The following is a 25,928-nucleotide window of genomic DNA, read 5'->3' on the forward strand; positions in this document are numbered from 1 at the left end:
GGTCGTGTCGGGCGCCCGGGGAGGCTCCCACCCCCGAAAGCTCGACTGTATCTCGCGTTCGTGAAGTGTAAGACAGTTTGGGAGCATGCTAGCGTCCGGCATGGCCCTGCGCGAAACCATCACCGTGTCGATCACACCGGAGCTGCGGGCCTTCATCAAAGAGCGCCTGGCCACTGGGCGCTACAGCAGCACTAGCGAGGTCGTCCGCGCAGGCTTGCGCGCTCTCGAACGGTTCGAGACGGACTTCAGCCCGAAGACACGCGCCTCCCGATCGGCCAGCGCCGTTGACTGACCCAGCGGTCCTGGCGGCCCAAGACGAGAACTCTGCGGAGGCGGACGCGGCCTATAGCGAGGCCGTGCTCAACGGCATCCTCGCGGCGAGCCCGGACTGCGTGACGGTCCTATCTGCCGAGGGGCGCTTGGAGTTCATGAATGCCCGCGGCGTCGAGCTGAACCAGCTCGACACGGCCGACGACGTGCTCGGGCTGAACTTCGCAGACCTCTGGCCGGAGAGGGAGCGCGACAAGATCCGCGCGGCGATCGGCAAGGCGGCTGGCGGCGAGATCGCCCGCGCGGAGGGGTTCTGTCCCACCGCCAGGGGTGAGCCGCGGTGGTGGGAGGCGAGCTTCGCGCCGTTCCGGCCGTTGGCGGCGGGATCGCTCAAGCTGATCGGCATCTCTCGCGACATCACCGAGCGCGTCCGCGCCGAGCGCTCGCTGCGTGAAAGCGAGCACTACCTCGACGCGCTGGTCCGCTCGTCTTCCGAGGTCCGGTTCTCGGTCAACGCCGACTGGAGCGACCTGCATCACCTCACGGGCGGCGACTTCATCCCGAATACCGCTACGACCGACACGGACTGGCTCAGCACGTACATACCGTCGGATGACCGTGCCGCCGTGCGCACGGAGTTTGAGCGGGCGATCCGGACCCAGTCGACGTTTCAACTGGAGCATCGGGTCAACCGCGTAGACGGTACGGTCGGCTGGGCGCTGTCGCGCGCTGTGCCGTTGTTCGACACCGAGGGCAGCGTGACGGGCTGGCTCGGTGCCGCGTCGGACATCACGGCGCGCAAGCGAAGCGAGACGGCGATGGTCGGGCTGAACGAAGCGCTCGAACACCAGGTTGCTGAACGCAACGCCGACCTGGACCGGGTCTGGCGCAACGCTCAAGACCTGCAGGTCGTCATCGATGCGGAGGGGGGCCTTCGGGCCGTCAGTCCTTCCGCCACGCGGCTGCTGGGGTGGACCCCCGAGGAGATGGTTGGCCGGAGTCTGTTTGTGTTCACGCACCCGGAGGGTCACGCCGCATCGCGGGAGGCGCTGCTCCTGGCCGCGAAGCAGCCACTGCCAACGCACTTGAACCGTTACCGTCACAAGGACGGGACCTACCGAACGATCTCCTGGGTGACGACGCCCGAGGGTGGGCTGATCTTCTGTTACGGGCGCGATGTTACCCTGGAGACCGAGCAGGCGCAGAACCTGTTGCAGGCCGAGGAAGCCCTGCGTCAGTCACAGAAGATGGAGGCCATCGGGCAGCTCACAGGAGGCGTGGCGCACGACTTCAACAACCTACTCACCGTCATCAAGTCGTCCACCGACCTCCTGAAGCGACCGGACCTGCCCGAGGAACGCCGGACCCGCTACATCGCTGCTATCTCCAACACGGTGGACCGGGCTGCGCGGCTGACCGGCCAGCTGCTCGCCTTCGCCCGCCGCCAAACCCTCAAGCCCGAAGTGTTTGCTGCCTGCGACGGCGTGCGCTCGATCACCGAGATGGTCGGCACGCTGACGGGGGCGCGGATCAAGCTCGTGACCGACCTGCCGGAGCATCGCATCTTCATCAGCGCCGACCCAAGCCAGTTCGACACCGCGTTGGTCAACATGGCGGTCAACGCCCGCGACGCAATGGAGGGCGAGGGGCAAATCACCATCGCCGTGCGCCCGGCCGAGGCCATTCCGGCGATGCGTACCCACGCGGCCGTCGAGGGGGCCTACGTGGCGATCTCGCTGGCCGACACCGGCGGTGGCATCCCGCCGGACAAGCTCGATCAGATCTTCGAGCCGTTCTTCACCACCAAGGAGGTCGGCAAAGGCACCGGCCTCGGCCTGTCGCAGGTGTTCGGCTTCGCTAAGCAGACCGGCGGCGACGTGATGGTGGAAAGCGCACTGGGCGAGGGCACGACGTTCACGCTGTTCCTACCGCGCGTCGCCGGCAGACGGCGCAGAGCGACCAAGGCCGCCGGCCCGGACCCGTTGGTGGTCGGCCACGACACCTGCGTTCTGTTGGTGGAGGACAACGCCGACGTCGGTGGGTTCTCGGCGCAAGCGCTGATCGAGTTGGGCTACCGGCCGGTCCTTGCCCCCAGCGCGGATGAGGCTTTGGCCGAACTGGCCGCGGATGCGGGGCGCTTCGATGTGGTGTTCACGGATGTGGTCATGCCCGGCATGAACGGCGTCGACCTCGCCAAGGAGATCGGCCGTCTCCATCCCAGCCTGCCGGTGGTGCTGACCTCAGGCTACAGCCACGTCCTGGCCAAGGAGGGGACTCACGGGTTCGAGATGCTGCAGAAGCCCTACTCCGTAGACGACCTCTCGGCCGTGCTGCGCCGGGCGGTGGGCCAGCGTCCGCGGACCGCGGCGGACCGAGCCTGAGCGCACACGTCCGATGCTGACCCGACGCATCCTGGCCCTGGTGGCGCTCGCTCTGATGCCTGCGCTCGCGATCCAGGGCTACAACGAGTACGCGCTGCGCGCCTCGCGCGACGCGGCGGTACGGGTCGATGCCCTCGGCAGCGCCCGCGCGGCGGCTACGGACCTCGTCCAGCTCGCCCAGAGCCTCCAGCAGGTTCTCGATCTCGCCGCCGTCGACGGCTCCGTGCGCGGCAAAGACTCCGCCGCCTGCACGGCCTACCTCGGACTGATCAGCGAGCGCCTGCCGCAACTCAGCCTGCTCTCGCTCGCCGAACCGGACGGGAGGGTTGTCTGCGACTCCCGCGGCTCGCCCCCGGGCGCGTATTCGAACGCCGAGCGCGCCTACCACAAGCGCGTGCTGGCCACGGAGGCCTTCGCGATGGGTAACTTCGTGGTCGGCGTGCGCACCCGCCAGCCGGCGGTGCATTTCGCCCAGCCCGTACGCGACGCGGACGGCCGCCTCACCGGGGTGATCGTGGCGAGCGTCGACCTCATGCAACTGTCCGAGCGGCTGCAGGACGTGCTGCGGTTCGCGAGCACCACCCTGACAGTCACGGACAGCGAGGGCACCGTGCTCGTGCGCCGCCCGGACCACGACGCCTGGGTTGGGCGCAAGCTACCGCCGGAGCGGCTGGCGCGGCTGATGGACATGGGGGAAGGCACCCGGTCGATCGCAGGGCTGGACGGGCGCGAGCGCGTCGTCGGGGTGGCCGAGCCCGGTGGTGTGCTCGCGGGGGTGCACGTCGTGGTCGGGCGCGACCGCGAAGTGGCCTTCGCCGACATCGATGCCGCCACCGAGCGCGGGATTGCACTGATCCTACTTGGCGCCCTGCTGGCGGGGCTGGCCACTTGGTTCGGCGGCCGCCGGTTCATCGAGCGTCCAGTGCAGCGGCTGCTGCGCGGGGCCGCGGCGTGGCAGGGCGGCGACCTTGGCGCGAGGACCGGCATGGGCGGACCCTCCGAGTTCGGGCGGCTCGGGGCAGCCTTCGACGCCATGGCCGGCGCGCTGGAACGCCGCGAGGGCGAGCTGAACGGCGCGATCGCCCGGGGGCTGTCGATGCAGGCGCAGCAGACGACGATGCTGCACGAGTTGAACCACCGGGTGAAAAACACCTTGGCCACGGTGCAGTCGCTGGCGCGGCAGTCGCGCGGGGGAGAGGCGCAGGCTGCGCAGCTGGAGGCGCGCATCCTCGCGCTGTCGAAGACGCACGACCTGCTGACGCGCGAGGACTGGACGGGCGCCTCGTTGCGGGAGGTGCTGGAGAACGAGCTGGCGCCCTACCGCGGTGGGCTCGATCACATCACCCTCGACGGCCCCGACGTCGCCTTGCCGGCGCGCTACGTGCTGGCCATCGGCATGACGGTGCACGAGCTGACCACCAATGCGGCCAAGTACGGGGCGCTGTCGACGGCGGGGGGGCGGGTCGGGATCATGTGGCGGCTCGCTCAGGGCGAGGGTGGTGGCCGGTACCTGAAGCTGGACTGGCAGGAGAGTGAGGGGCCGTTGGTCGAACCTCCGCGGCGGCAAGGCTTCGGCACACGGCTGATCACCGGGGGTATGCAGCGGGAGTTGGGAGGGCAGGTGTCGCTGACGTTCGACTCGTCTGGGTTGCGCTGCTCCCTCGACCTGCCCCTCCCATGCAGCAACGAGCGGGCGTCCATGCTCAGCCCAGTGGCCGACGAGCGTCATCACTAATCTGGTCTCTTGCCACCGCCCCGTGGCGGACGTTCGGCCCAGGTGGGTCGTTCGAGAACACGCTAGGGATGAAGAGGATAGTGTCCGATCCGGGGCGAGAGCGGGCTGAGAGCGATGTCAGCTCCGATGCATCTGGGGCCTAGAAGCGGACGGGCAGGAAACCACCCTTCTCAGCCCTTACAAGCACCGCGCCACGGCGGTCCACGCGACGCACTCCGGTTCCGGCTCTCCGAGCAGGCCACTGGATCAAAATGCGTTGGCGTGATGTTTTGAATGACCGTCGATCACGGAGGGAGCGGGAGAACGCCATGAACGCAGCACCGGACGGTTCCGTCATCCAGCGCGAGGCCCCTCGTCCCGACCTCCTCGCCTTCGAGATCAAGGACAAGATCACCAAACCCGACATCGAATGGATGTCTTCCGTGACCGATACGGCCATGCAGGCACACGGCAAAATCGACATGCTGATCATCATGTCGAACTACGAAGGCTCGGATCTTGGAGCGACGTTCGACGGGTATGCAGCGAGCGTGAAAGCCCGTTCGGTGGCCCATATCCAGCGCTACGTCGTTGTTGGCGCCCCGACGATGGCGAAGGCGATGATCAACCTCTCGGGAATGATCATGCCGGTGGAGACCAAGACCTTCGATCTTGATGAGGAGCCGGCTGCTTGGGCTTGGCTGGCACAGGCTCCAACCGCTGCGTCCTGATACGCACAAGGTCGTTGGATCGGCGCAAAGGAACCAGCGCCCGGTGGCGGTTTTGAAGGGAGCGAGCGCATTCCGGACGCTATGGCCCAAGCTGTTGCGGAGCGCCTTCCGGCTGTCGCTGAAACTTGAAGGGACCTACCATGGCCGACACGAACGCCTCCCAGGGGCAGCGCCTCCACGAGACCCAGAACGGCACCAAGTCCAACGCGAAGCAGGTCTCGACCGACGCGCTCAACGCCCGGCTCGCGGACGGCATCGACTTGGCGCTGGCGGTCAAGCAGGCCCACTGGAACCTGAAGGGTCCGCAGTTCATCGGCATCCACCTGATGCTGGATGGGTTCCGTACCGAACTCGACGATTACAACGACAAGGTTGCCGAGCGCATCACGCAGCTCGGCGGCACGGCGCGGGGCACGGCGACCGCGGTGGCCGCTGGCTCGCAGCTCGCACCGTATCCGCTCGACGCCTATCGGATCGCAGACCATCTTGCGGCGCTGATCGATCGCTATGCGGTCTATGCGAACGCCGTCCGCCAGAACATCGACGACACCGACGAGGCGGGCGATGCCGGCACGGCGGACCTCTTCACTGAGGTCTCGCGCGGCGTCGATAAGCAGCTCTGGTTCCTCGAAGCTCATGTCCAGGAGCCAACTGGCGCGATGCGCGATGGTGATCACGACGGCAAGCGCTGAGGCGGGGTACGGTCATAGGAATGGATGGGAGGCGCTGGATCTCAGTGCCCTCCCTTTGAAGTTCGCACTGCCTGACACATTGCCAACATCGATAGGTGCCTCAGGCCGCCTTCGCGGGTTCCGCATCACCAAGGAGAGGTATGTAGGCACACCATTGGCAGTACCCTTTTGCCTCGGTCTGCCGAGCGTTCCGCTGAGAGCATTGAGGGCAGACACGCAGCAGCAGCTTGAAGCCCGTCACGATGCCATGCCCGCGACCACGGAACGTCACCTCCCCCTGGGGTAGGGCATTGGCGCTGATGCTGAGGGGCATGCGGTCTCCGGCAGGAAGCTCAGCTTTCAGAGTTACAACCTAGGAGCGAAAACGGCCACCGCCATAAAAGGATGTGAGGCATGCGTACTTCACATCAGCGGCAATCCTCAGTTCACGGTGTGGCCGTCAAAGTGCCCACCGTTCCGTTATCCAATCTCGCAGCTCTTGCCGACCTCTCGCCGCGCTAGAGCCTTGGAAATGGGCCTTGTGCCCTGGCCTCCCGAGCATCGCCGCTGACGGCAGCACGAGCCTGCCAGCTACATCACCACGAGTTCCGCCACCGTGCAGGGGGCGGAGGGGGTGATACTGGCCGCGAATTGCTTATCCTCGCCGCGATGACGCGCCCGTCCTGCCAGTACCCCACAGACTGTCACGCCATCGGTCGCGGCGGCCCCTGTCGCCGATGCGATGCCGGGGCGATCGCTCAGCGGGCGGTAGCGCTTCGCGAGCGCATCCACGCGAACCGCGTAGAGGGACTTCCGCCGTACGCACCACGTGGTTGTGAGCATCCCACCGAAGTAGATAGGAGCAAAGTTGTGTCCGTGACCCTATGACGAAACGCGGGGGGGGCGGGACACGTGCGCTTGCATTGCCCTCAACGGTTCGCTGGCATCATAGCTCAGCGAGGATAGCCCGAGCTTCCGCCACATCCCCCGGCTCGGGTCGGCCGAGCAGTGCGGAGATCTCGGCGTGGGAGGCCAGCCAGCGCCGGGTAAAGCGGAGTAGCCGCGCGCCGCCGGCCGTGGCCCCGATCCGGCTTTGTCTCAACATGGCCCAATGCATCCGCCGGGCGAAGTAGCGTACCCGCAGCATTAGCCACACAAGCCGGCCCAACTGACGCAATGTCAGCCGGCGATCGGTCGTAGCAGGAGGGGCAGTCGGCATCAGCGCTCGCCTCTAGCTTCGCGGTGATGACGGCGCGGCGGGCGTCGGCGGTCAGACGCGGGTCGGCGCTGCGGGCGATGTGCGAGGCGGGGATGAGGTTGGCGTAGCGCATCGGGGTGTCTCTCAATAGCTAACTCGATACTTATGGCGACAACGGCCCGGCCTTGTCAACGGGGGTCGCATCTTATATTTCTAGCGACAGGATCGGAGATGATCGCGTGACTGAATTGACGCCCGAGATGTGCCGCGCAGGGCGCGCATTGGCTCGAATGGATCAGAAAGGGTTGTCGGAGGCGTCGGGCGTCCCCTTGCCGACGATCAAGGCGTTTGAGACGGTCCGCAGCGTGGACGGGAAGCCATCCCGGCGCCTCACGACCCTGAATAACCGCGCCTTGGTCGAGGCTTTTGAGCGCGCTGGGCTGGAATTCATCGCCGAGAATGGCGGCGGGGCCGGCATCCGGTTCCGCGAGCGGAAGGCCCTGTGAAGGCTAGACAGTTTGAAGGGTAGGCCGTGATCGACGATCCCTTCCTCCTCGTCATGATCGCTGCCGCGGTCGTTACTATTGCAGCTGCGCTCCTCGTCTTCTGGGTCACAGGGCGGAAGGATCGCGATGGAGGCATTGGTAGCCAATGAGCGAACGTGGCGTGCCCTTACCCGCTACCCGGCTTCTTACGAAAGCGCAGGCTGCATCGTTTTGCGGCCTGTCAGTAGCAGCTTTCGCAGCGCAGTGTTCGGTGGCCCCAATCGACTTTGGCGATAGGCGTCTGGATCGGTTTGATCGTCAGGATTTAGATGCTTGGATTGATGGTCTGAAGGCACCAACGTCTGGAATAAAAACCGTTGCCGAGGCGCTGGCGGAATGGAGACAGAGCAACAACGTTCCGCGTTCGCCGCGAGGGGGTCGGAACCGTTAGCCCGAGAACGGGGGAGGGGCCGACATCCAGTTCCGGGAGCAGAAGGCGCCGGGAGGGTTCGATAAGATGAAATGTAAGCTGCGGCCCAGCCAGCATTACCGGCTGACGCTACTGGCTGGCGGACCACGTCGATATGCCAAGGGGGACCAGGAAATCCCCGGGCTGATGAAGATGGGTCTTGTTGAGCCGACCGGAGCCGGTTGGGTGGACGGATCACGGGAGTGGGAGATCACGGAGGCAGGTCGCATCGCCTTACAGTCCCATACCGGTGACGAGGCACTTTAACCGACGATCCGTTCCTCCGACTTTTGATCGCGGTCCATGGCTGATCACCGTCCAAATCTAACCAACATGGGTGGCATCACACCAAGGCTCGGTCGACCTCTCGATTTTCGTTAGCAGCCGCCGGCGCACGCGATGCGAAGCAGACACGAACTGCCGTATGGAATGCTTTGCGCTCGGCAGGAGACAATCGCCTCAATCTGGCCGTCAGTAGCGCTCGGCCTGCCACCGCATCAGGATGCTGCGCGGCTTGGGCTTCCAAGATCATGACTGTTCAAGCTTTTTAATGTTGGCCAATGCGCTCACCCCAGATGCCAATTGGGAGCATCATCGCGTGGCGTACCGTCGTAGCCTTCCAGCCAAGAGGCGCGCTCTTCACTGTTGTAAGGATAGGGGCAAGCATCCTTCGGCCTACCGTGGATACGAGCCTGCGCGCCCTCTTCGACAGGGTCGGAATGAGAATTCAGATGCCGGGTCTGGGCCATGGCGATCACTCCGCGCTGAAGATCTATAGGTCTAACCACGCCGAAACGAACACGATCCCGCGGCATAAGAAGCGGTCAACGTGTCTTGGGACCGCCCCGTGGTGGATCGTTGACGCTGCGATAACTGGTTGAGGGCATCTTGCCCGCAAGCCGGGCTCAGGACCGGTCCGCTCGTGAGATGAACGATGCACCCGTCGCCCCGTGGTCAGGTCGGAGGACGGGCCTGCTGCCTACTGAACAGCCTGACAGACCGGCACACCGACGGGGGGCCCAAGCCGGTCACGCCGGAAGATCTGGTTCCCGTACCGGATCCAGATATCACCGATTGCCTCGACGCGCCGCGCGTTGATCATCAGGGCCCCGCGGCTGGGCCCGAGGTCATGCCAAGCAAGCGGTATGACGGCCGGACGCATTCGGAGTGTTCACTGCAACGGAACGCCAGATCCCGGCACCCAAGTAGCCCCCGCGGCCTCGTCACGGGTGCCAGGTTCTGGCGGCAGGCTTCGAAACGAGTTGGGGCCAATGATGTGGGTAGGACCGCCGATGGAGGCGGTGGTCATGCCGTGGCTTCGAAGCCAGCCCTGCATCTGATCGATTTCGCGCTGCTGCTCCACGATGATCGACTCAGCGAGCTGGCGGCTCCAAGGATCCTTGGCACGACGCATCGCGACCTTCGCCATATCGATCGCGCCCTGATGGTGGGGGATCATCTGGAGGCGGAAATCCACATCCGGGTCGCCCGTGTAGGGTACAGCCATATTCTTCATCATCTGCTCATGCGACGCCCTGAACTCGCGCGTGGCAGGCGTGTCGGCAGCGCCGCCCTTGGCGGTATGATCCATGTGCATGTGGTCATGGCTTTGGGCCATTGCGCTTCCGACCACTGCCACTGCGAAGGCTGTTCCTGCCAACCAAACGATGTGCCGCATACCGCTCTCCCCGCATGACATCACGCTAGTGAAATCGGGCCTAAGCCTTCCAACGATAGGAAGGTCAAGAACGGTGTGAATTGGATTGGTGCAGGTGATGCCGTGGGTCTCGCCGGATGTGGGCCGGCGGGGATAGGAGTGAGGGTGAAGCGGCGCAAGGCGAGGACGAAGCCTCAATCCCCGAACCGCTTCGTCACATAGAGGTACGCTAAGGGAACACAGATGGCGCAGACCACGACCAAAAGCGATAAAAACTCCTGATTTTCACCGGCTCGCCTGCAAGCCGTTCCGGCCCCTTTGGCTACGATGCACGCATTCATCGCCTCTACGGCGTTGAAGCCCATCCAGAGAATGCCGGCAGAGACCGCCCATAGCGCTTCCGTGCGTAGCCGCTGCATCTCACCTTCCCACCAGTCCTCACACTCGCCTCGCTCAATGCGATCCGTCAGCGCCCGTGAGGCGATCTTCACGGCCTTATGGAGCAAATCCACCGTGGAGCAGCGCTCCGCAGACAAGAGTGCGGCTAGATCCCCTTCGGCGCACGCGCTTCTGCAAGCATCGCTTGAGCTAGATCATCGTCGGCAATCGGATCGCCGGATGCGTCGTGAACGCTCACCTTCCAGCCCTGCCGCGATAGCCGATCGTACTGTTCAATCGCGATCCAGGCGGCCGAGCAGCGCACGACTTTCCGCTCTGTATGGCGAGTGGCGTGGACATAGTAGGTACGCGGCATAGCAGCCGGATCAGGCAATGAGTGCGCCAATAAAGGGGTGCGTTTAACATCGGGCCTGGGTTTCGCAGCCTTGTAAAGCGGATGCGCCAAGGGGATTGCGTGACTATAAAACACCGTGCAATGAGATCGATTATAGATATCCCACCGCATTCGGGCCTATCCTTTTTGCTAAATAACGGCCTATCTCAAGCAATGCCTGTTCAGCTGCGGCTTCCATTTTAGTGTCGCCCCATTCCTGTGCGATCACATATGTATCTATCAATGCGTTCGCGAATGCCTCTATCTCTGGATCGCTCCATTTGGCTAAAATATGCAAGTGGACTTCAGGTTTAAATTTCTTAATATCACTAGGTAATGTCTGAACATTTGCTAAAGACATTAATTTACGTGAAAGGCTCATTGTACTAAGCGACGAATGTGTGAGTTCTTCTGATTGTCCTGTTAAAGATTTGGCGTCGCTAATGCAATCTCTGCTTTGCCTCACAGCGAGATCAGAAAGCCTCAAGCCGAGACGATTTAACATAGCAAATCAGCTCACCCTGCAAGGGGCGAAGGCGACCGCGCTTCCATGCCGACGCCCAATACCACCTGTCGGCAACAACTTAGAGGTGCATACCCCTACATGTTCCGCTTTAACTTATGTTAATCATGAGTTATTTTCATAATCCATTTTTGTAAAGTTGCACCCACGCATCTCGACACGATCGCCTGCCGCGATGGCGTCCGCGAGCCGGCCTAAGATGGCATCGACCACGGCCTCGCAATCCTTCGCGTAGAGTTGCGGGTTCGCATCAGCGAGGCGCTGGACCAGTTCGGATCGGCTCATGGCGGCGCAGAATGCGCATCACGCCGGGAACGACAACCCCGCCGCCTGACACTCCCAGCGTTGACTTAACGGTGCCTGCCGGCCGACATGCCATGTCCGGCTGTGGCGCGCCCCGTGGCGAGTCGTGAGCCGGCATCAGGAGATTGAAGCCGCGAGATAGACCCTGAAAAGCCAACGGCGCCGACCCCTGGCAGGGTGGCGCCGTCGAAAACCTGGGGCTGTGAGGCCCGAGTCACTTCCCCTCACAAGCCACGACCTCCCTCGGGAGTCAAGACGGAACCTGTTTCCGTCAACGGGAAGGCTTTGCCTGGACCCTAGACCGCGGCCCGTAAGGGACCGTGAACGATGGACTATGCCTATGAGATCCGCCGACAGGCGGAGGCGGCCCCGCGTGCCGCGTTGCCGGCCGTCGCGTCCGCCATGTGGAAAGCGTTCGGGAAAGGGCACCTGTCCGAGGCAGAGGCGGAGGCCCTGTCCGGACTGATCGAGGCCCGACAGGCGAATGTTGGAACCCACGCCCCAAAGCCCCTAGGAAGCCCCAGGAGCCGCGCAGGCTCCCGGCCACGCACGGACGCCTCGATGGAGCGCCGTCGTCGCTGGGCGGCCTCCGGGCGGCTTCCTCCGGGCCTTGCGACACGGTTCACGCTGGCCGAGCAGGCGGTGCTAGCCGTGGTCGCGGGGGAGGTAGCGAAGCGGGGCGACTGTCGTCTAGCTCTGGATCATATCGCGGCGCTGGCAGGCGTGAGCCGTGCGACCGTCCGCAACGCAATCCGGCAGGCCAAGGTGCTGGGCCTCGTCACGGTCGAGGAACGACGGCAGTCCCGGTTCCGCAACGACACCAACGTGGTCTGCATCGTCTCGCGAGAATGGACGTCCTGGCTGCGGCTGGCTCGGAAGGGGGTAACGGATCGTTACTACCCTGGCGGAAATGGGGTGGCGGATCATCACCCCCATGCCGGGCGGGCTAAGAAAAACTTAGGGCGTCAGGGGGGTCGCGAAACGCTCCCCCCTTTCCGCAAGGAGGAGGGCGTAAATCCGTGAGCGGCACGGATACTCCTGTTCCATACCCTGTGAATTCAGAGGCGCGAAGCCGTCAAAAGGGCTGCCGGCAAGCGGCGGTCGACCCTGCCGACAAAGCTCGATCTAGGATCCGCGCACCGGGTAGAACCGGTCGAGCCATGCAGTAGGCACACACAGGCGGACGGTATGACGAACGACGATGAACAGTTCCCCCATGCCAAGTTGCCTGCCTGCTTCGCGCTATCAGTCAGTGATCTGGCCGACATGATCCGCGCAGCTGCCCAACCTGGCGGGTCGGAGGGAGCAGCTCCACGTAACGCCGAGGTTCACTTGCTGACGATCAGGGCGAACGCGGCGAAGGGCATGCCAGGCTTGTACGATGCCCTGGATGCGGTCCGGTCAGCCGTGCGCGCCGTCGAGGACATTGCCCGTCGAGAGCCAACGCTAGTCCCCTATCACGCAGAGCTTCTAGCGATCGCCCAAACCCATGCTCTGAGCGCTCTCAGCTTCCTGACCGCGGTGCTGTGTATAGCCAAGCCAAATGCGCGGGCATCGGCAAGTTGGTCGGGTCGCGCTGCATCGTAGAGGACGACAGCCTCGTAAGGCATGCTACAGCCTCCGCCTCTCGACGCATGCGCGCCGGCGGTGGTCGCGAACGCCGACAGGCAGCTCGGCACAGAGAGCACGCGACGACAGGTCGGTGCGTTGCTGACTTACTGCACGTAGAAATGAAAAAGCGGCCGGGGCAGGGCCCTGGCCGCTTCGTTGTGTTGTGAACGCTCAGGCCGCTTAGCGGAGAAGCTGAAGCACGCCCTGCTGCGCGGTGTTGGCCAGCGAGAGCGCCGAGATGCCGAGCGACTGGCGGGTCGACAGCGCCTGGGAGTTCGCGGCCTCCTCGTTCAGGTCGGCATCGGTGAGCTTGGAGGCGCCGGTGTCGAGCACGTTCTGGAGGTTCTTGGTGAAGTCCTGGCGGTTCTGTACCACCGACAGGTTCGAGCCGAAGGTCGAGGCCTGCGAGCGCAGCGTCGTGGATGCGCTCGTCAGGCTGCTAAGCGTGGAGGTGACCGAGCTGTCGAGAAGGAAGTTGCCCTTGCCGTCCGCAGTCGCGCCGGCGTCGCCCGTGATCGACTTCAGGCTGAGACCGGTCGAGGTGGCATCGACGCCCTGGACGTCGAGGTTCGAGGTGTCCTTCTCGTTGAACGAGATGTGCAGCTTGTTCGTGGTGGCGCTGCTCGACAGCAGGTTGGTGCCGTTGAAGCTCGAGTCCTTGGCGAGCTGGTCGATCTGGGTCAGCAGGCTGTTGTACTGCTTCGACAGGGAAGCCCGCTCCTTGACGCCGGTCACCGTCAGGTTGTTGCTCTGTCCGGCCGTCGAGGTGGTGCCGTACTGAGGACCCGCGTTAGCAGTGCCGCTGGTGAAGCCGAGGTTGGCCTGATCGGCGGGCGACGAAAACTCGATATCGGCGGTGGCGTTGACGACAATCTTGGTGCCCGTCACGTCCTTGCTGAACGCGTTACCGGCGCCCTGAGCGCTGACAGCGCTGTTGAGCTTGGTGATGGCCGTGTCGATGGTGTCGCTGGTGGTCAGCGTGGTGTTGACCGCGGTGCCGTTCACTTCGAGATTGATAGTGTTGGCGGTAGCAGAGAAGACGGCGCCAGCCGTTCCGGTGGTGGTGATCTGCGTCGCAAGCGCCTGGTTGGCAGTCGACTTGGCCGAGTCCACGAGCTTCTGGATCGAGGTCAGGCCCTGGTTGGCCGCCTGGATCGTCTGCACGCCGTTGGAGATGCTGTCGAGCAGGCTGCCGAGGTCCGACGAGCGGTTCGACAGGCTCTGCGCGGTGAAGAAGTTGACTGGGTTGTCGAGGGCCGAGGAAACCTTCTTACCGGTGGAGAGACGGTTCTGCGTCGTCGACGAGAGCGCCGCCGTATCCTGCAGCGAGAGCAGGTTCTGGCGGGTAGCAGCGGTGAGAGAAACGCCGGACATGAGGTGAGATCCATACTTGATCAGAGGACCGGCTTTTTGCCGGCCTTGTGAACAAACATGTCGCCACCTACCGACGCGTTAAATCGACCGGTCAAATCGGGCGGGTCGAGCATTCACCGCGTGTTATTGGACCATTATGACCACGGGAGTTTAAACAACGTTAACAGATCGTGTCGATGGTCAGGCGTCTCTAGAATGGAGTTGCCGGCATGGCGCTACGCATCGAACTGAAACCCTCGGAGCGGTTGATCATCAACGGAGCACTGATCCGGAACGGGGATCGGCGATCGGTCTTCCTGGTCGAGACGCCATGCAGGTTTCTGCGCGAAAGCGAGATCATCCGCGAGGCGGACGCTGATACGATCAGTAAGAAACTCTGCGTGACCCTGCAGGTCATCTACCTCGACGAGAGTGCGGCCGAGGCTGAGAACCTCCTTGTGATGCAGTCGATCGAGATCCTGAAGACAATCCCGGGCTCGGCCCCGTACCTAGTCGCGATCCACGACGCGCTGGCGGCCAAGCAGTATCACCTGGCTATCAAGACTGGGCGGAAGCTTATCGCCTATGAAGACGAAATGGGTGGTAAGAACTGGGATCGCGGAGCGGATCTAGTTGCCGTAGGATGAGCGACGAGACGACGGCTCTGGTCCTGGCGCTCGCGACCGAGAATGCGGAACTGCGCGCGGCCCTCGCCGAGGCTCAGGAACTCCTGATTGAGACGGCGGTCGATGCCGGCGAGATGCATGCCCGGCTTGAGGGCGTGCAGAGGGAGTTGGCCGTGGCCCGCGTAGACCGCGACGCCTGGATGATCCGTGCAAGGCCTCAAGCGTCTTAAGGCGGATTGAAAGGCTTGACTTGGGTCAAGGCTGCCCGCAGCGGTCACACGCTAACGTTCCGCGGTTCTGGGTACTGAGAGGGCCGGCATGCATTCGCTGGAAGAGCGCACGTTGCGAGAGACCCAGATGCTCATTGATCGAGTTAGGGCCCATCGCGCCGAGCACGATGCAATGCTGCAAGCAACCCGTGCCGCCATCCGAACGTCATTGGACCGCATCGCGCGTGTTCAGGCAAAATACGGCGAGCTTCCCAACGTTCGCCGACCGGAGACCTGAGAAAGCCCTGCTCAGGGGGCAAGCAGGGCCGCCTCAGCGGATCAGGCGATCGGCTGGCTGCTGATGCAGCACCAACCACCGTGAACCATTCGGCTCTCGTCTACCAGTTGGTTCCCGTCAGCGCCGGGACGGCTGAGACTGGCGGATCGCGGCCTCATGATATGACGTAGCGCCGTTGGCGACCGTTGGTGTCTGTGACGGCTGCTCGCTCATGTGGTCTTGCTCGTGACGATCTCCGCTGGCTGCTGCGGCGGCCGCCCTCACAGCGTAATCATCGTGCTGGTCGGAACTAATACGCGAAATCATGGTCATAATGTTAATATCCTTGCGTCAGGGCGAACCCTCTGCGCAAGATTTGTTTATTGAACGGAAAATATTCAATCGGTATTGGGCGTTGTGCAAGTATTATGTGCCTGATACATTTCTAGGCACGCAATCATATGTTAACGTTCGGTAGCCGATCAGCCGGACTGACTTGGGCTACCGTTGCCGCCGACCCCGCTCCTCGTCGGCCACCGCCTCTACCGCCGCGATGGCGTTCTCAAGCTCCGCGATCTGCCTCAAGACGCTCGCGGCCGGCAATGTGTCGTATTCGGCCGCCGCCAGGATCAATGACCGCTGATGGGTCTTGAGGCGGTCCAGGAGGGCTTCGAGCTTGTCCATGGCGCGCTGTAGCGAGGCGTGTCTTTCTCGACAACATGGCACCCGCCAGCAGCTTTCAGTGCGTGTGGTATGATACCCCTGCTGCTACCGTGCTCCTTACCGTGACGCTGCCGTACCTTACCGTGCGCGACCGTGGCCTTGCCGCGGATCTGCGATGGCCCTCACCGGGCGGCCCACATCGCAAGCACCTTATGCGCACTCAGCGCATAGCTCAGCGGTGTCGGGTATCCGACCGTTTTCCCGACGAAATGGCCGTGCGCATAAGGGCGTCCTATGGAACGTCGAGGCCGTAGCTGTCTTGAAGATCGGCACCGTACGCGAGCGGCATATGCGCTGGAGCTGAATGACAATCGTCGAGTGGATCAAGGCGTTTGCGCACGACATCTCGGTCGGCATCGTGGTCACGGATGCGGCGATCGAACGTCCGGGTCCGATCATCCTCTACGCCAATCCCGCGTTCGGGCAGCTAGTCGGCCGGGACCCGGGCGAGATCGTCGGGCAGAGTCCGCGCTTCATGCAAGGCAAGGAGACGCGCCGGGAGACGCTTGACGCCTTCCACCGCACTCTATCCTCAGGCGAGCGGTTTCACGGCTACGTCACCAACTACCGCGGCGATGGAGCCAAGTACCGGGCCGAGATCGACTGCCGGCCGTTGCGGGATGCCGAGGGCGGTATTCAGGCCTTCATCTCATTCGAGCGTGAGGTCGTGCGGCGGGTCGGCCGCCCGGCTGGGAGCAGTGGCGGGCGCTACGAGCCCAGCTCAATAAGTAACGACTTATTACCTGGCGCCCTGCGGGGCCTCGCCGTTTTCGCGGCTACGTCCAACGAGTAACCCGCGATCTAATCAATTTATAAGATTGGCCTTGCGTACCTTTGAGGCCGATCCAGTATTTGATCTTTTGATAGATTTTATTGCCGATCACTTGTTTCGTATATTAAGCTTTAATTAAGCATTTATAACTGATCTTAGACAGTAAGAATTGCCTTCTGAGTAGGCTTGCCTGCTCATACATCCCGCGCTCTCGCACGAGATTGTTGCACATCCGTGCGCGGCCTCAGGCGTGCGGTAGCGGGGCATCAATCCGACTAGCCCCTTACGATCAGAGCCTTGCCACATGCGTCTGAACCTGTCCCTCAAGGCCGCGCTGTCTGCGGCCTTCGGCCTTCTCGCGCTGATCTGTGCGGGACAAGGCGTTCTTTCCGTCCTCAAGCTGACCGGTATTCGTCACAGCGTTACGCAGGTCGCAACCAACTGGCTGCCTTCCATTATCGCCGTCAACGCGATCGGGAGCGCGGCATCCGAGGTCCGGATAAAGCAGCTGCGTCTCCTCACGCTCTCCGATACGGCCTCTCGTCTCGCTGCAAACGAAGCCCAGCTCGCCGCTACCCATGCCAAGCTCGCGAGCGCGCGCAAGACCTACGAGGCACTGATCTCCTCCGCCGAGGAGAAGTCCTTGTATGAGGCATTCTCCGCCACCTGGACCCGATTCGAGCACGCCGATAGCGAGATGCGCCGCTTGATGGAGGCGGGACAGCAGGCCGCGGCACTCATTCTGATGAGCGGCCCTGATGCGGTGCACCTTTACGACGAAGCGCGTACGACGCTTTCGCGCGATGTTGCCCTCAACGAAGGTGGGGCCCGCCACGACGCGGATATTGCAACGACCGAGACAGATGCTGCCACCCTGGCCGCCTACGTTGCCGCGGCCCTGGCGCTAGCCACGGCGTGCGCGGCCACCGCATTCGGCCTGGTACACGTGTCACGGCCGATCCAAGCGATGACGAGCACGATGTCCGTGCTGGCGGCCGGCGACACCACGGCCGAGGTGCCGTACCGAGCCCGCCGAGACGAGATCGGTGCGATGGCGGCCGCGGTGCAGGTATTCAAGGACAACCTGATCCGCACCCGCCAGCTCGAGGCTGATACCGCCCAGGCACGCTTGGCGGCGGAGGAGCAGCGCAAGGTTGGCATGCAGCAGATGGCTGACGGCTTCGAAGCGGCGGTTGGCGGGATCATCGGCATGGTCTCGTCGTCGGCGACCGAGCTGCAGGCGACTGCCCAGACGATGACGGCGACGGCGACCGAGACGGCGAGCCAATCCACGACCGTGGCCGCTGCCGCGGAGGAGGCCGCCACCAACGTCAACACCGTCGCCGCAGCGGCCGAGGAGCTCGGCTCATCGGTTCAGGAGATCGGACGCCAGGTCGATGGCTCTGCAGCCCTCGCACAGCAAGCTGTCGCCGAGGCCGATCAAACCGGCGCTTTGGTGCAGGAGCTGAGCACGGCGGTCTCGCGCATCGGCGACGTGGTCGGCATGATCTCCACCATTGCCGGACAGACCAACCTTCTGGCACTGAATGCCACCATCGAGGCGGCGCGCGCCGGTGAAGCGGGACGAGGCTTCGCGGTGGTCGCTGCCGAGGTCAAGGAACTGGCTTCGCAGACGGCGCGGGCAACCGATGAGATCTCGGGACAGATCGCACGCATCCAGGCGTCCACCGGTCAGGCAGTGACGGCGATCGGTGGCATCACCGCCCGGATCCAGGAGATCAGCGGCGTAACAACGTCCATTGCGGCCGCCGTTGAGCAGCAGGGTGCGGCGACGCAGGAGATCGTGCGCAACGTCAGCCAGGCGGCGATGGGTACGGGCGAGGTCACCAGCAACATCGCCGGTGTGGCGGGCGCTGCCGAGGAGACCGGGGCCGCTGCCAGTCAAGTCCTCGGCGCGGCCTCCGAGCTGTCGCGCCAATCCGAGCACCTCTCAGCCGAGGTCGGACGCTTCCTCGCCACAGTCCGGGCCGCGTGAGGTCATCATGGCCGAGGTTCACCTACTGTCCCGCCGCGTTGACCAAGCGGGTGCTGAGCGGCTCGCGGCGGCCCTGGAACAGGTCCTCACAACCAAGGCCGATCCCGGGCCACGCTGGCCTCAGATCCGATCGCTCGGAGGCTCACTGCGGCAGCTGAGCCGGGATCTAGAGCAGGAAATCGACCGTCTGGCCGTCGCACCTGGCAGCTCGCCGCCGGAGATCCAGACTCTGCGCAGCAGCTTGTACCGCTTGGCTGACACCTTCTCGCGGCTGGGCTTGCTCGCTGAAGACTATCCATCCTGAACACGTCGTCCGGTCTGGACCGCATCACAGTCCCGCCAAACCTGCCGGAAATTGATTATGGACGTCCTCCTCGTAGATGACAGCAAGGTGATGTTATTGCGCCTCCGACAATTCCTGGAGGCTAAAGACGGCATCATCGTCACCGCCTGCAGCGACCCGCTCGCGGCTTTGGTCGAGGCTCGAACCTGCGCCTTCGACCTCGTGCTGGTCGACCAGCACATGCCCGAGCTGGACGGGATCACTTTCATCCGTGAGATCCGCGCTATACCGCACTACGCGCAGGTGCCAGTCGCCATGATCACCAGCGATGTGTGCGACACGGTCAGGCTGAGCGCGCTGGAGGCGGGCGCCACCGATTTCCTCGACAAGCGAGCGAAGGGAATCGAGCTGAATGTGCGGGTGAACAACCTCGTCCGATTGGCGAACGCGGTCCGGCACCTCGACGAACAGGCGGCGTCACTGGCCGGCGAGATCGAGCGGGCGACACGACAGCTGCGCGAGCGGGAAGCCGAGATCATCTTCCGCCTCGCCCTGGCGGTCGAATACCGAGACAACGACACCGGCGACCATACCTGGCGCGTGGCCCGCTACAGCCAGATCATCGCCGAGGCGATGGGGCTGTCGGAGGATTACTGCCAACGGCTGTACCTCGCAGCCCCCCTTCATGACGTGGGCAAGGTCGCCGTGCCCGACGGGATCCTGCTGAAGAAGGGGCGGCTCGACGAGGCCGAGTTCGCCGTCATCCGCACCCACCCGATCGTTGGCAAGCGGATCCTGACCGGCAGCGGATCGGAGCTGATCTGCTTGGCCGCGGAGATCGCCGAGGCCCACCATGAGAAGTGGGATGGCTGCGGCTACCCGCACGGCTTGGCTGGCGAGTCCATCCCCCTATCGGCCCGAATCGTCGCGGTGGCGGATGTGTTCGACGCCTTGACCACGGTGCGACCGTACAAGGCGGCCATGGCGGTCGAGGAGGCGCTGGGCTGCATCCAAGCCGAAAGTGGCCGCCATTTCGACCCGGCCTGTGTCGAAGCCTTCACGTCAGCCTGGGACGCGGTACTGGCGGTCCGTGAGACGGCGGTCGGATCGCGCCTGGAAGCGCTAGCCCGGACTACCGAGCCGTGGGCGCGCGTACCGGAATTGCGCCGCGAGGTTGCCGAGAGCATCAGATAGCCCACTGACGTTCCATTCAAGAAGCGCTCTGATCGGAAACAGCCATGGGCGAGCTTCTGCTGATCACGGATGACCTGCGTCGTGCTCAAAGGCTCACACGCGATCTTGGGACCGCAACCGGCGGCACCATCCATGACTTGTACGGCGACACGCTGCCGGTATCACGCCCCAAACTGATCGTCAGCGACGTCGAGGCACTCACCTCCGATGCCATCGTTCGCCTACGCCGAGTCCTAGAACAGGTGCGCGACGAAGGGGTGCCGTACCTGTTCCTCGTCCATGGCAATGTTGCCCGTGCCGAGGCTCATGCCCAGGTTCTAGGTGCGAATGGCACGCTCAGCGCCAACGCGAGCGTGCAGCAGCTACGAACCACATTGGGCCACATCCAGGTTCAGATGCGGCCGATCCCGGCTGCTGTGCGGGAGCGGGCTGTCAAAGCGCGGCAATTCCTCCGGCAGGTCCTCTTATCCGGCAGACCGATCACGCCCGCCGGCGCCGAGATCGGCACCGACCTCGTCGTGCGTGCCGTCAGTGAGAGCGGCATCTACGACTGGATCCGAGCGGTCCAACAGTTCGACGATGCCACGCACCAGCACTGCCTGCTCGTGGCGTCGCTGGCTGCCGCCTTCTCGGCCGCACTCGGTCTTCGCGAGGCAGACCGCCATCGCCTGACGAAGGCTGCCCTGCTGCATGATGTCGGCAAGATCCACGTTCCGACTGAGATCCTGAACAAGCCGGGCAAGCTCACCGAGGCGGAGACGGCGGTGATGCGCACGCATCCAGCGCGCGGTCACGCCATGCTCGTGGGCCAGGGGTTTGAAGACACGATGCTGGCGGCTGTGCGGTCGCACCACGAGCTGCTCGATGGCACCGGCTACCCGGATCGGCTCAAGGGTCGGGAGATCCCCGATCTCGTGCGGTTGGTTACCGTCTGCGACATCTACGGGGCCCTCGTCGAACGGCGTCCTTACAGACCTCCGATCGCCGGTCAGCAGGCCTACGCTATCCTGAAGGGTATGGAAGGTCACCTTGATGTCGACCTCGTGCACGCCTTCCATCCTGTAGCCGTGGCATTCGATGCCTCCGTACCGAACATGGCGTGAAGTTGCAGAACACAAATGAACCGGACCAGAGTTTCATTTTGGAAGCGGCCGGGCTGAAAACTAATCCACGCGATCATTCATACTATCAGCCGATATGTCCGGTAAACAATCGTTTTCTCGACGGCAAGGGACGGCGCCTATCGACCCATTGCGGCCCCTCGGAAGGTCCGCTTCGGGGTAGCTTGGTGGAGGATGATCCACTTCCAGGTCGTTGGGGAGCAATAGTTAGCTCAGTGCCCGGAAACAGACGCTCGGCCCCGTGCGCAGTCGCGTCGCTGTTCCCGTGGCTGTCAGTGCGAAGGCAGTCGCCATGGGCCGAACGCGTGCGACGGGTTACGTGACTGATCCGCAGACCTGTTCTGCTACGGTAGAGCGGCGATCGCGGCCCACTTAACGCGTGGGGTGATCGCCATCACGTCGCCAAGTACTGAGCGCCTATCGCCTGCACCGCATGCATGAAACGTTCGCGGGCTTCCGGATCGACTCCGCCGAGGTAGGCCTGTACAAGCGTAAGCAACGTCAGGCCTTGTTGATCCAGCATCAATGGACTGTAGAACTCTGAGGCCGGCACGCCGAGGGCGTCAGCTATCCGGCGCAGGTTCCGTTTCGTCGTCGCGTCGCCGTCCATCGCGATCTGGGCTATAATATCGTCGCCCATGCGCGCTTCCTCCGCCCTATCCGGCTCTTCCGCGTACACGGGATGAGCTGTCTGACCCGCTGTAAGGGCAACGGTCGCCCCCGATACACAACCACAAAACGAAATCTTTGTCATTCATGCAAGCAAGGAGTACGGATTGGTCTGGCACAGTCCGGCTGCCCGCATGCGAGATGGCAAGATGGATCGGCGGTTCGACAGTTCAGTGGCCACGTCCGGGGACATCGGTGGTTCGCACGAGCGATTGCATGCCGCCCTTGAAGCCTCCCGCGTCGTTGGAACTTGGGATTTGGATCACGTGCGCCAAGTCATCGTCTACGACGTCGGTGCGGCGCAGCTGCTGACCGGAGATCCGGACCTCGCCGGGAAAGAGCTTACTGGGCCGAGCTCTATTGCGGCTGTGCATCCCGTCGACCATGCTTGGCTGATTGATCATGTTGGAGAGGTGACCCGGGCGGGTGGCCTATTCCTGGTCGAGTACCGTGTCATGGCCGAGGACGGGTCCGTTCGATGGCTCCTCAGCCGTGGCCGCACCTATCTATCTGGGGCCGGGGATCCCTTGCGCTCGTGCGGAATCCTGATCGACATCACCGAGATGCACGATGGCGACGACCGCTACGTCGTCAGCGGTTCGGGTATAAGCGATGACCCGCTGGAACGAGCGACTGACCTCGCCCTAGCACTTAAGCAGACGCTCGGCCCCGACGCGCCCGCTGGGGTTCGCGCGGCGACGGATTTGCTATTGATCAGCCTAGGGCAGACGCTCGCCCGGATCGGACGTCATTGAGCGACTTCCAACACCAGACCCAACCAAAGTCCGGGAAGGGTCGGAGGCTGAATGACCCGTTTGGGTGGAATTGAGACTGTCTGCTTATAAATGGCGAGCCGTGGAAGCGGATATCGCCTTCCCGCACGACGCTCACCGGCACTGTGGTCTCGTCGCTGATATCGCGATCCCGACGCCGTGGCTCTCCGCCGTGGGGATGCGAGGCGCGCGACGGATCGCCGTCCATGACCTCAACCGACCGCTCTCGCAGCTTCGCGCACTTGGCGTGTGGCAGTGTCAACCTGCTCGCTTGCGCGGGCGATCGCATCCATGCCGCCGGCGATCGTCGTCACCCCCTGCGCTGCCGTGTGCATGCTACCCGACATCTCACGGGTCACGGCCGACTGCTCCTCAACCGCTGCTGCAATCGCCGCAGACACCTCGTTCAGTGCCCGGATCGTGCTTTGGATCGAACCGATTGCGCCAACGGCCTCGGACGTGGCCGCCTGGGTCGCGGAGATTTGCACCCGGATCTGATCGGTCGCCTTGGCGGTCTGCTCGGCCAAAGCCTTCACCTCAGCAGCCACGACCGCAAAACCCTTGCCCGAGACGCCGGCTCGCGCCGCCTCAATCGTAGCGTTCAGCGCCAGCAGGTTGGTCTGCGAGGCGATGCCCTGGATCATCGTGACCACTTCGCCGATCTGCGCCGCCTGCACGCTCAGACCCTCAACAATGCCGCCAGTGTGACGCGCCTGCTCGACCGCCTCGCCGGCCATACGCGCGGCGTGGCTGACCTGCTGACTGATCTCGCAGACGGAGGCCGACAACTCCTCCGAGCCCGAAGCCATGGCTTGGACGTCACTGGAGACTTGTCCGATCGTTCCGACGGCATCGGCCGTCTGCCGCGTCACGGCCTCAACCGCGAAGCCAATCGCGTCGAGATCCGCACCGATCGCGCGTTGCGCCTCGACCCTGCGCTGGCGGTCCTGCACCTGTTCGGTGATGTCGGTAGCGAATTTGACCACCTTCAGCACCGTCCCGTTTGCATCGGTGATCGGGTTGTAGGTTGCTTGGATCCAGACCTCGCGGCCGCCCTTGGCAATCCGGCGAAACTCGCCAGCGGCAAACTCGCCGCGTCCCAGCCGATCCCAGAAGCCGCGATAGATCATGCCCGACCGTTCGACGTCATCCACGAACAGGCTGTGATGACAGCCCCGGATCTCCTCAAGCCGGTAGCCGACCGCATCGAGGAAGTTCTGATTGGCGTCGAGGACCGTGCCGGTCGGGTCGAAGGCGATGACAGCCTGCGAGCGGTGCAGGGCGGAGATCTGACCGTCGCTATCCAGCGCGCGAAGCTTCTGTCCGGTGATGTCAGTGGCGATCTTGACGATCTTGAAAACACGACCAGACCGGTCGCGAACAGGGTTGTAGCTCGCCTGGATCCAGACCTGACGCCCGCCCTTGGCGATGCGCTTGAACTCGGCGGCCCTGTAGGTCCCGCAGCGCAGAGCATCCCAGAATGCGCGGTATTCGGCGCTGTCTCGGTCAGCCGGATCGATGAATAAGGAATGATGCTGGCCCTGGATCTCGGCCAAGCTGTAACCCATGGCGTCGAGGAAGTTCCGATTGGCGGTCAGGATGATCCCGTCCAACCGGAACTCGATGATCGCTTGCGACAAGGCGACCGCGTCCAGAGTGGCTTTAGCGTCGTTATTGCCTATTGCGAACACGGCTCGGCCTATCAATTGATAAAATCAAAGCGATTTGATCACCAATTGGTTAAAGTCAGTTAAATGGTCCCCAATCGACAATCACTTGTCCGAGATCGGGAGCGCTGTGTGAAATGGAAGACAGTCAGCGGCAACGTTCAAGGCTGACGAACCACAGGTTGTGTTTATATGGCACTTCATGCCGATCTGCCCTTCGGATGGTCTGATGACCTACAGCGTGGCCATCGAACGTCTGCAGGTGCGAAAGCTAGCTATACCGGATCGTGGACGAGTTGGATCACAGGTGGAACGTCCTCTTTCGGATGATAGGGCAAGGTCCAGTTGCCACCCAACTTGGACGTTTGTCCTATCAGTTCGCATGTCCGATATCCGACCATTTCTCCGACACCTACGACTGGTTGCGGCAAAGTCCGAGAAGGGTGGAGCCTGTGTGAAAACGCGGGCGCATTGCCAAGGCGTAAAACAAATTTTTACGCGGCAACTAGTTCAGCTCGCCAGACGGCCGATCTGGCGCTGACAATTCACCTATTAAGCCAACGCACAGCGCGGGCGAGAGGAGATCATTCTACCGCAACCGATGAATGCCGCGTTTTCACACAGCCTCGGTGGGGGGCGGCCGGTCCGCTCCGGGGCGGGAGAGTGAGAAAGCCGACGTTCGCCGACGGGGCGAACTGATCGTTTCGAGAGCAAGAAGCGGAGTTCTTCGCAGCCCACGGGATCGCATAACCGGCTCGTTGCCAAGCCATGGAGCTTCTCGTGACCGATCCCCACGTCACCATCGAGCCGTCGATCCTCTACCTCGGAACCCCGGTCGTCCTCATCAGCACGCAGAACGAGGACGGCACCGCCAACCTCGCGCCGATGTCAGCCGCATGGTGGCTCGGCTGGCGGTGCATGCTCGGCCTCCAGACCGCGTCGCAGACGCCACAGAACATGATCCGGACGGGACAATGCGTCCTGAACCTGGCGTCACCCAAACAGGCCGATGCGGTGAACAGGCTGGCGCGTCTGACGGGCACCGAGAAGATACCCGAGCTGAAGCAGAAGCTGGGCTATTCCTATGAGCCCCGGAAGTTCGAGGTGGCCGGCCTGACCCCAATCCCGTCGCACACGGTGGCCCCGCCGCGCGCTCTGGAATGCCCAATCCAACTGGAGGCCGTCGTCGCGGCCCGACACGGCATCATGGACGACGACCCCCAGGTTGCGGGCCTGCTCTCCGCCTTCGAGGTGCGCATCACCCGCGTCCACGTGCACCCGGACTTACTCATGGCGGGGCACAAAAATCGGATCGACCCCGCCAAGTGGCAGCCGCTGATCATGAATTTCCAGAAGCTCTACGGTGTCTCAGGCACCGAGATCATTCCGTCCCGCCTCGCCGAGATCAAGGAAGATGCCTACCGCATGCCCGACGTCGACCGGGCACGCGGGGAAGCCGAACTCGCAGCGTGAGACCCGA

At 63.4% G+C, this 25,928-nt stretch carries 28 protein-coding genes; 18 read left to right on the top strand and 10 right to left on the bottom strand.

Features of this window, described 5'->3' with window-relative positions; genetic code table 11:
* Nucleotides 1-100: 100 nt before the first annotated feature.
* From ACFZ8E_RS26630 to ACFZ8E_RS26655, 6 genes are all read left to right on the top strand, one after another.
* A complete protein-coding gene (locus ACFZ8E_RS26630) occupies nt 101-292 on the top strand; it encodes a type II toxin-antitoxin system ParD family antitoxin (RefSeq protein WP_405044482.1) in 192 nt (63 codons plus the stop codon).
* Nucleotides 293-356: 64 nt separating this feature from the next.
* A complete protein-coding gene (locus ACFZ8E_RS26635; protein WP_405044483.1) occupies nt 357-2,651 on the top strand; it encodes a PAS domain-containing protein in 2,295 nt (764 codons plus the stop codon).
* A gap of 13 nt (nt 2,652-2,664) precedes the next feature.
* Nucleotides 2,665-4,386: a sensor histidine kinase gene (locus ACFZ8E_RS26640; protein ID WP_405044484.1), complete on the top strand. Its 1,722-nt coding sequence runs from the start codon at nt 2,665-2,667 to the stop codon at nt 4,384-4,386.
* A 308-nt stretch (nt 4,387-4,694) separates the two neighbouring features.
* Nucleotides 4,695-5,096: an STAS/SEC14 domain-containing protein gene (locus ACFZ8E_RS26645; RefSeq protein ID WP_405044485.1), complete on the top strand. Its 402-nt coding sequence runs from the start codon at nt 4,695-4,697 to the stop codon at nt 5,094-5,096.
* Nucleotides 5,097-5,236: 140 nt separating this feature from the next.
* On the top strand, nt 5,237-5,788 hold the full coding sequence (gene dps / locus ACFZ8E_RS26650; protein ID WP_147726444.1) for a DNA starvation/stationary phase protection protein Dps: 552 nt from the start codon (nt 5,237-5,239) through the stop codon (nt 5,786-5,788).
* 1,416 nt (nt 5,789-7,204) lie between these two features.
* Nucleotides 7,205-7,471, top strand: coding sequence for an XRE family transcriptional regulator (locus tag ACFZ8E_RS26655; RefSeq protein ID WP_405044486.1), 267 nt, complete (start codon nt 7,205-7,207; stop codon nt 7,469-7,471).
* Nucleotides 7,472-8,485: 1,014 nt separating this feature from the next.
* Here the strand turns inward: ACFZ8E_RS26655 and rmf are convergent.
* The 6 genes from rmf to ACFZ8E_RS26685 form a co-directional block, all read right to left on the bottom strand.
* Nucleotides 8,486-8,734: a ribosome modulation factor gene (gene rmf / locus ACFZ8E_RS26660; protein ID WP_405044487.1), complete on the bottom strand. Its 249-nt coding sequence runs from the start codon at nt 8,732-8,734 to the stop codon at nt 8,486-8,488.
* A gap of 356 nt (nt 8,735-9,090) precedes the next feature.
* Complete coding sequence (locus ACFZ8E_RS26665) at nt 9,091-9,597, bottom strand: DUF305 domain-containing protein (RefSeq protein ID WP_405044488.1); 507 nt, start codon at nt 9,595-9,597, stop codon at nt 9,091-9,093.
* Nucleotides 9,598-9,770: 173 nt separating this feature from the next.
* Complete coding sequence (locus ACFZ8E_RS26670; protein ID WP_405044489.1) at nt 9,771-10,088, bottom strand: hypothetical protein; 318 nt, start codon at nt 10,086-10,088, stop codon at nt 9,771-9,773.
* Nucleotides 10,089-10,120: 32 nt separating this feature from the next.
* Nucleotides 10,121-10,480, bottom strand: a complete 360-nt coding sequence (locus ACFZ8E_RS26675) for a hypothetical protein (RefSeq protein WP_405044490.1) — start codon at nt 10,478-10,480, stop codon at nt 10,121-10,123.
* Nucleotides 10,461-10,730, bottom strand: a complete 270-nt coding sequence (locus tag ACFZ8E_RS26680; protein ID WP_405044491.1) for a hypothetical protein — start codon at nt 10,728-10,730, stop codon at nt 10,461-10,463. The genes ACFZ8E_RS26675 and ACFZ8E_RS26680 overlap by 20 nt, the downstream gene beginning before the upstream one ends.
* Before the next feature lie 246 nt (nt 10,731-10,976).
* Nucleotides 10,977-11,156 carry an HU family DNA-binding protein gene (locus ACFZ8E_RS26685; protein ID WP_405044492.1) on the bottom strand — a complete coding sequence of 60 codons (180 nt, stop codon included), beginning with the start codon at nt 11,154-11,156 and terminating at the stop codon, nt 10,977-10,979.
* A gap of 345 nt (nt 11,157-11,501) precedes the next feature.
* On the opposite strand from ACFZ8E_RS26685, the gene ACFZ8E_RS26690 reads away from it, so the two are divergent.
* Together ACFZ8E_RS26690 and ACFZ8E_RS26695 are read left to right on the top strand one after the other, a co-directional pair.
* Nucleotides 11,502-12,197, top strand: coding sequence for a helix-turn-helix domain-containing protein (locus ACFZ8E_RS26690; RefSeq protein ID WP_405044493.1), 696 nt, complete (start codon nt 11,502-11,504; stop codon nt 12,195-12,197).
* Between the two features lie 165 nt (nt 12,198-12,362).
* Nucleotides 12,363-12,761 (top strand): hypothetical protein, encoded by a 399-nt coding sequence (locus ACFZ8E_RS26695; protein ID WP_405044494.1) that lies wholly within the window; start codon nt 12,363-12,365, stop codon nt 12,759-12,761.
* Between the two features lie 204 nt (nt 12,762-12,965).
* Here ACFZ8E_RS26695 and ACFZ8E_RS26700 read toward each other — a convergent pair whose 3' ends face one another.
* The gene (locus tag ACFZ8E_RS26700; RefSeq protein WP_405044495.1) at nt 12,966-14,159 is read right to left on the bottom strand and encodes a flagellin; all 1,194 of its coding nucleotides are present in this window, start codon (nt 14,157-14,159) and stop codon (nt 12,966-12,968) included.
* A 209-nt stretch (nt 14,160-14,368) separates the two neighbouring features.
* Here ACFZ8E_RS26700 and ACFZ8E_RS26705 point away from each other — a divergent pair, with 209 nt between their 5' ends.
* The 3 genes from ACFZ8E_RS26705 (at nt 14,369) to ACFZ8E_RS26715 (ending at nt 15,271) form a co-directional block, all read left to right on the top strand.
* A complete protein-coding gene (locus ACFZ8E_RS26705; protein ID WP_405044496.1) occupies nt 14,369-14,785 on the top strand; it encodes a flagellar biosynthesis repressor FlbT in 417 nt (138 codons plus the stop codon).
* Nucleotides 14,782-14,994, top strand: a complete 213-nt coding sequence (locus tag ACFZ8E_RS26710) for a hypothetical protein (protein WP_405044497.1) — start codon at nt 14,782-14,784, stop codon at nt 14,992-14,994. The genes ACFZ8E_RS26705 and ACFZ8E_RS26710 overlap by 4 nt, the downstream gene beginning before the upstream one ends.
* 88 nt (nt 14,995-15,082) lie before the next feature.
* Nucleotides 15,083-15,271: a hypothetical protein gene (locus ACFZ8E_RS26715; protein ID WP_405044498.1), complete on the top strand. Its 189-nt coding sequence runs from the start codon at nt 15,083-15,085 to the stop codon at nt 15,269-15,271.
* A 480-nt stretch (nt 15,272-15,751) separates the two neighbouring features.
* Here ACFZ8E_RS26715 and ACFZ8E_RS26720 read toward each other — a convergent pair whose 3' ends face one another.
* Nucleotides 15,752-15,934, bottom strand: coding sequence for a hypothetical protein (locus ACFZ8E_RS26720; protein ID WP_405044499.1), 183 nt, complete (start codon nt 15,932-15,934; stop codon nt 15,752-15,754).
* A gap of 343 nt (nt 15,935-16,277) precedes the next feature.
* Between ACFZ8E_RS26720 and ACFZ8E_RS26725 the strand changes: the two genes are divergently transcribed.
* The 5 genes from ACFZ8E_RS26725 (at nt 16,278) to ACFZ8E_RS26745 (ending at nt 21,321) form a co-directional block, all read left to right on the top strand.
* Nucleotides 16,278-16,766, top strand: a complete 489-nt coding sequence (locus tag ACFZ8E_RS26725; protein ID WP_405044500.1) for a PAS domain-containing protein — start codon at nt 16,278-16,280, stop codon at nt 16,764-16,766.
* A gap of 283 nt (nt 16,767-17,049) precedes the next feature.
* Nucleotides 17,050-18,741, top strand: coding sequence for a methyl-accepting chemotaxis protein (locus ACFZ8E_RS26730; protein ID WP_405044501.1), 1,692 nt, complete (start codon nt 17,050-17,052; stop codon nt 18,739-18,741).
* Between the two features lie 7 nt (nt 18,742-18,748).
* Nucleotides 18,749-19,045, top strand: a complete 297-nt coding sequence (locus ACFZ8E_RS26735) for a hypothetical protein (RefSeq protein WP_405044502.1) — start codon at nt 18,749-18,751, stop codon at nt 19,043-19,045.
* A gap of 57 nt (nt 19,046-19,102) precedes the next feature.
* Nucleotides 19,103-20,218 carry an HD domain-containing phosphohydrolase gene (locus ACFZ8E_RS26740; protein WP_405044503.1) on the top strand — a complete coding sequence of 372 codons (1,116 nt, stop codon included), beginning with the start codon at nt 19,103-19,105 and terminating at the stop codon, nt 20,216-20,218.
* 44 nt (nt 20,219-20,262) lie between these two features.
* Nucleotides 20,263-21,321, top strand: coding sequence for an HD-GYP domain-containing protein (locus ACFZ8E_RS26745; protein WP_405044504.1), 1,059 nt, complete (start codon nt 20,263-20,265; stop codon nt 21,319-21,321).
* 412 nt (nt 21,322-21,733) lie between these two features.
* Here ACFZ8E_RS26745 and ACFZ8E_RS26750 read toward each other — a convergent pair whose 3' ends face one another.
* A complete protein-coding gene (locus ACFZ8E_RS26750; RefSeq protein WP_405044505.1) occupies nt 21,734-21,979 on the bottom strand; it encodes a hypothetical protein in 246 nt (81 codons plus the stop codon).
* A gap of 178 nt (nt 21,980-22,157) precedes the next feature.
* On the opposite strand from ACFZ8E_RS26750, the gene ACFZ8E_RS26755 reads away from it, so the two are divergent.
* Nucleotides 22,158-22,763 (top strand): PAS domain-containing protein, encoded by a 606-nt coding sequence (locus tag ACFZ8E_RS26755; RefSeq protein ID WP_405044506.1) that lies wholly within the window; start codon nt 22,158-22,160, stop codon nt 22,761-22,763.
* A 230-nt stretch (nt 22,764-22,993) separates the two neighbouring features.
* Here the strand turns inward: ACFZ8E_RS26755 and ACFZ8E_RS26760 are convergent, their stop codons facing one another.
* Nucleotides 22,994-24,421 (bottom strand): PAS domain S-box protein, encoded by a 1,428-nt coding sequence (locus tag ACFZ8E_RS26760; RefSeq protein ID WP_405044507.1) that lies wholly within the window; start codon nt 24,419-24,421, stop codon nt 22,994-22,996.
* An 807-nt stretch (nt 24,422-25,228) separates the two neighbouring features.
* Here ACFZ8E_RS26760 and ACFZ8E_RS26765 point away from each other — a divergent pair.
* Nucleotides 25,229-25,921: a flavin reductase family protein gene (locus ACFZ8E_RS26765; protein WP_405044508.1), complete on the top strand. Its 693-nt coding sequence runs from the start codon at nt 25,229-25,231 to the stop codon at nt 25,919-25,921.
* Nucleotides 25,922-25,928 lie beyond the last annotated feature (7 nt).

The organism is Methylobacterium sp. HMF5984 (assembly GCF_045033435.1).
Classification (GTDB): Bacteria; Pseudomonadota; Alphaproteobacteria; order Rhizobiales; family Beijerinckiaceae; genus Methylobacterium.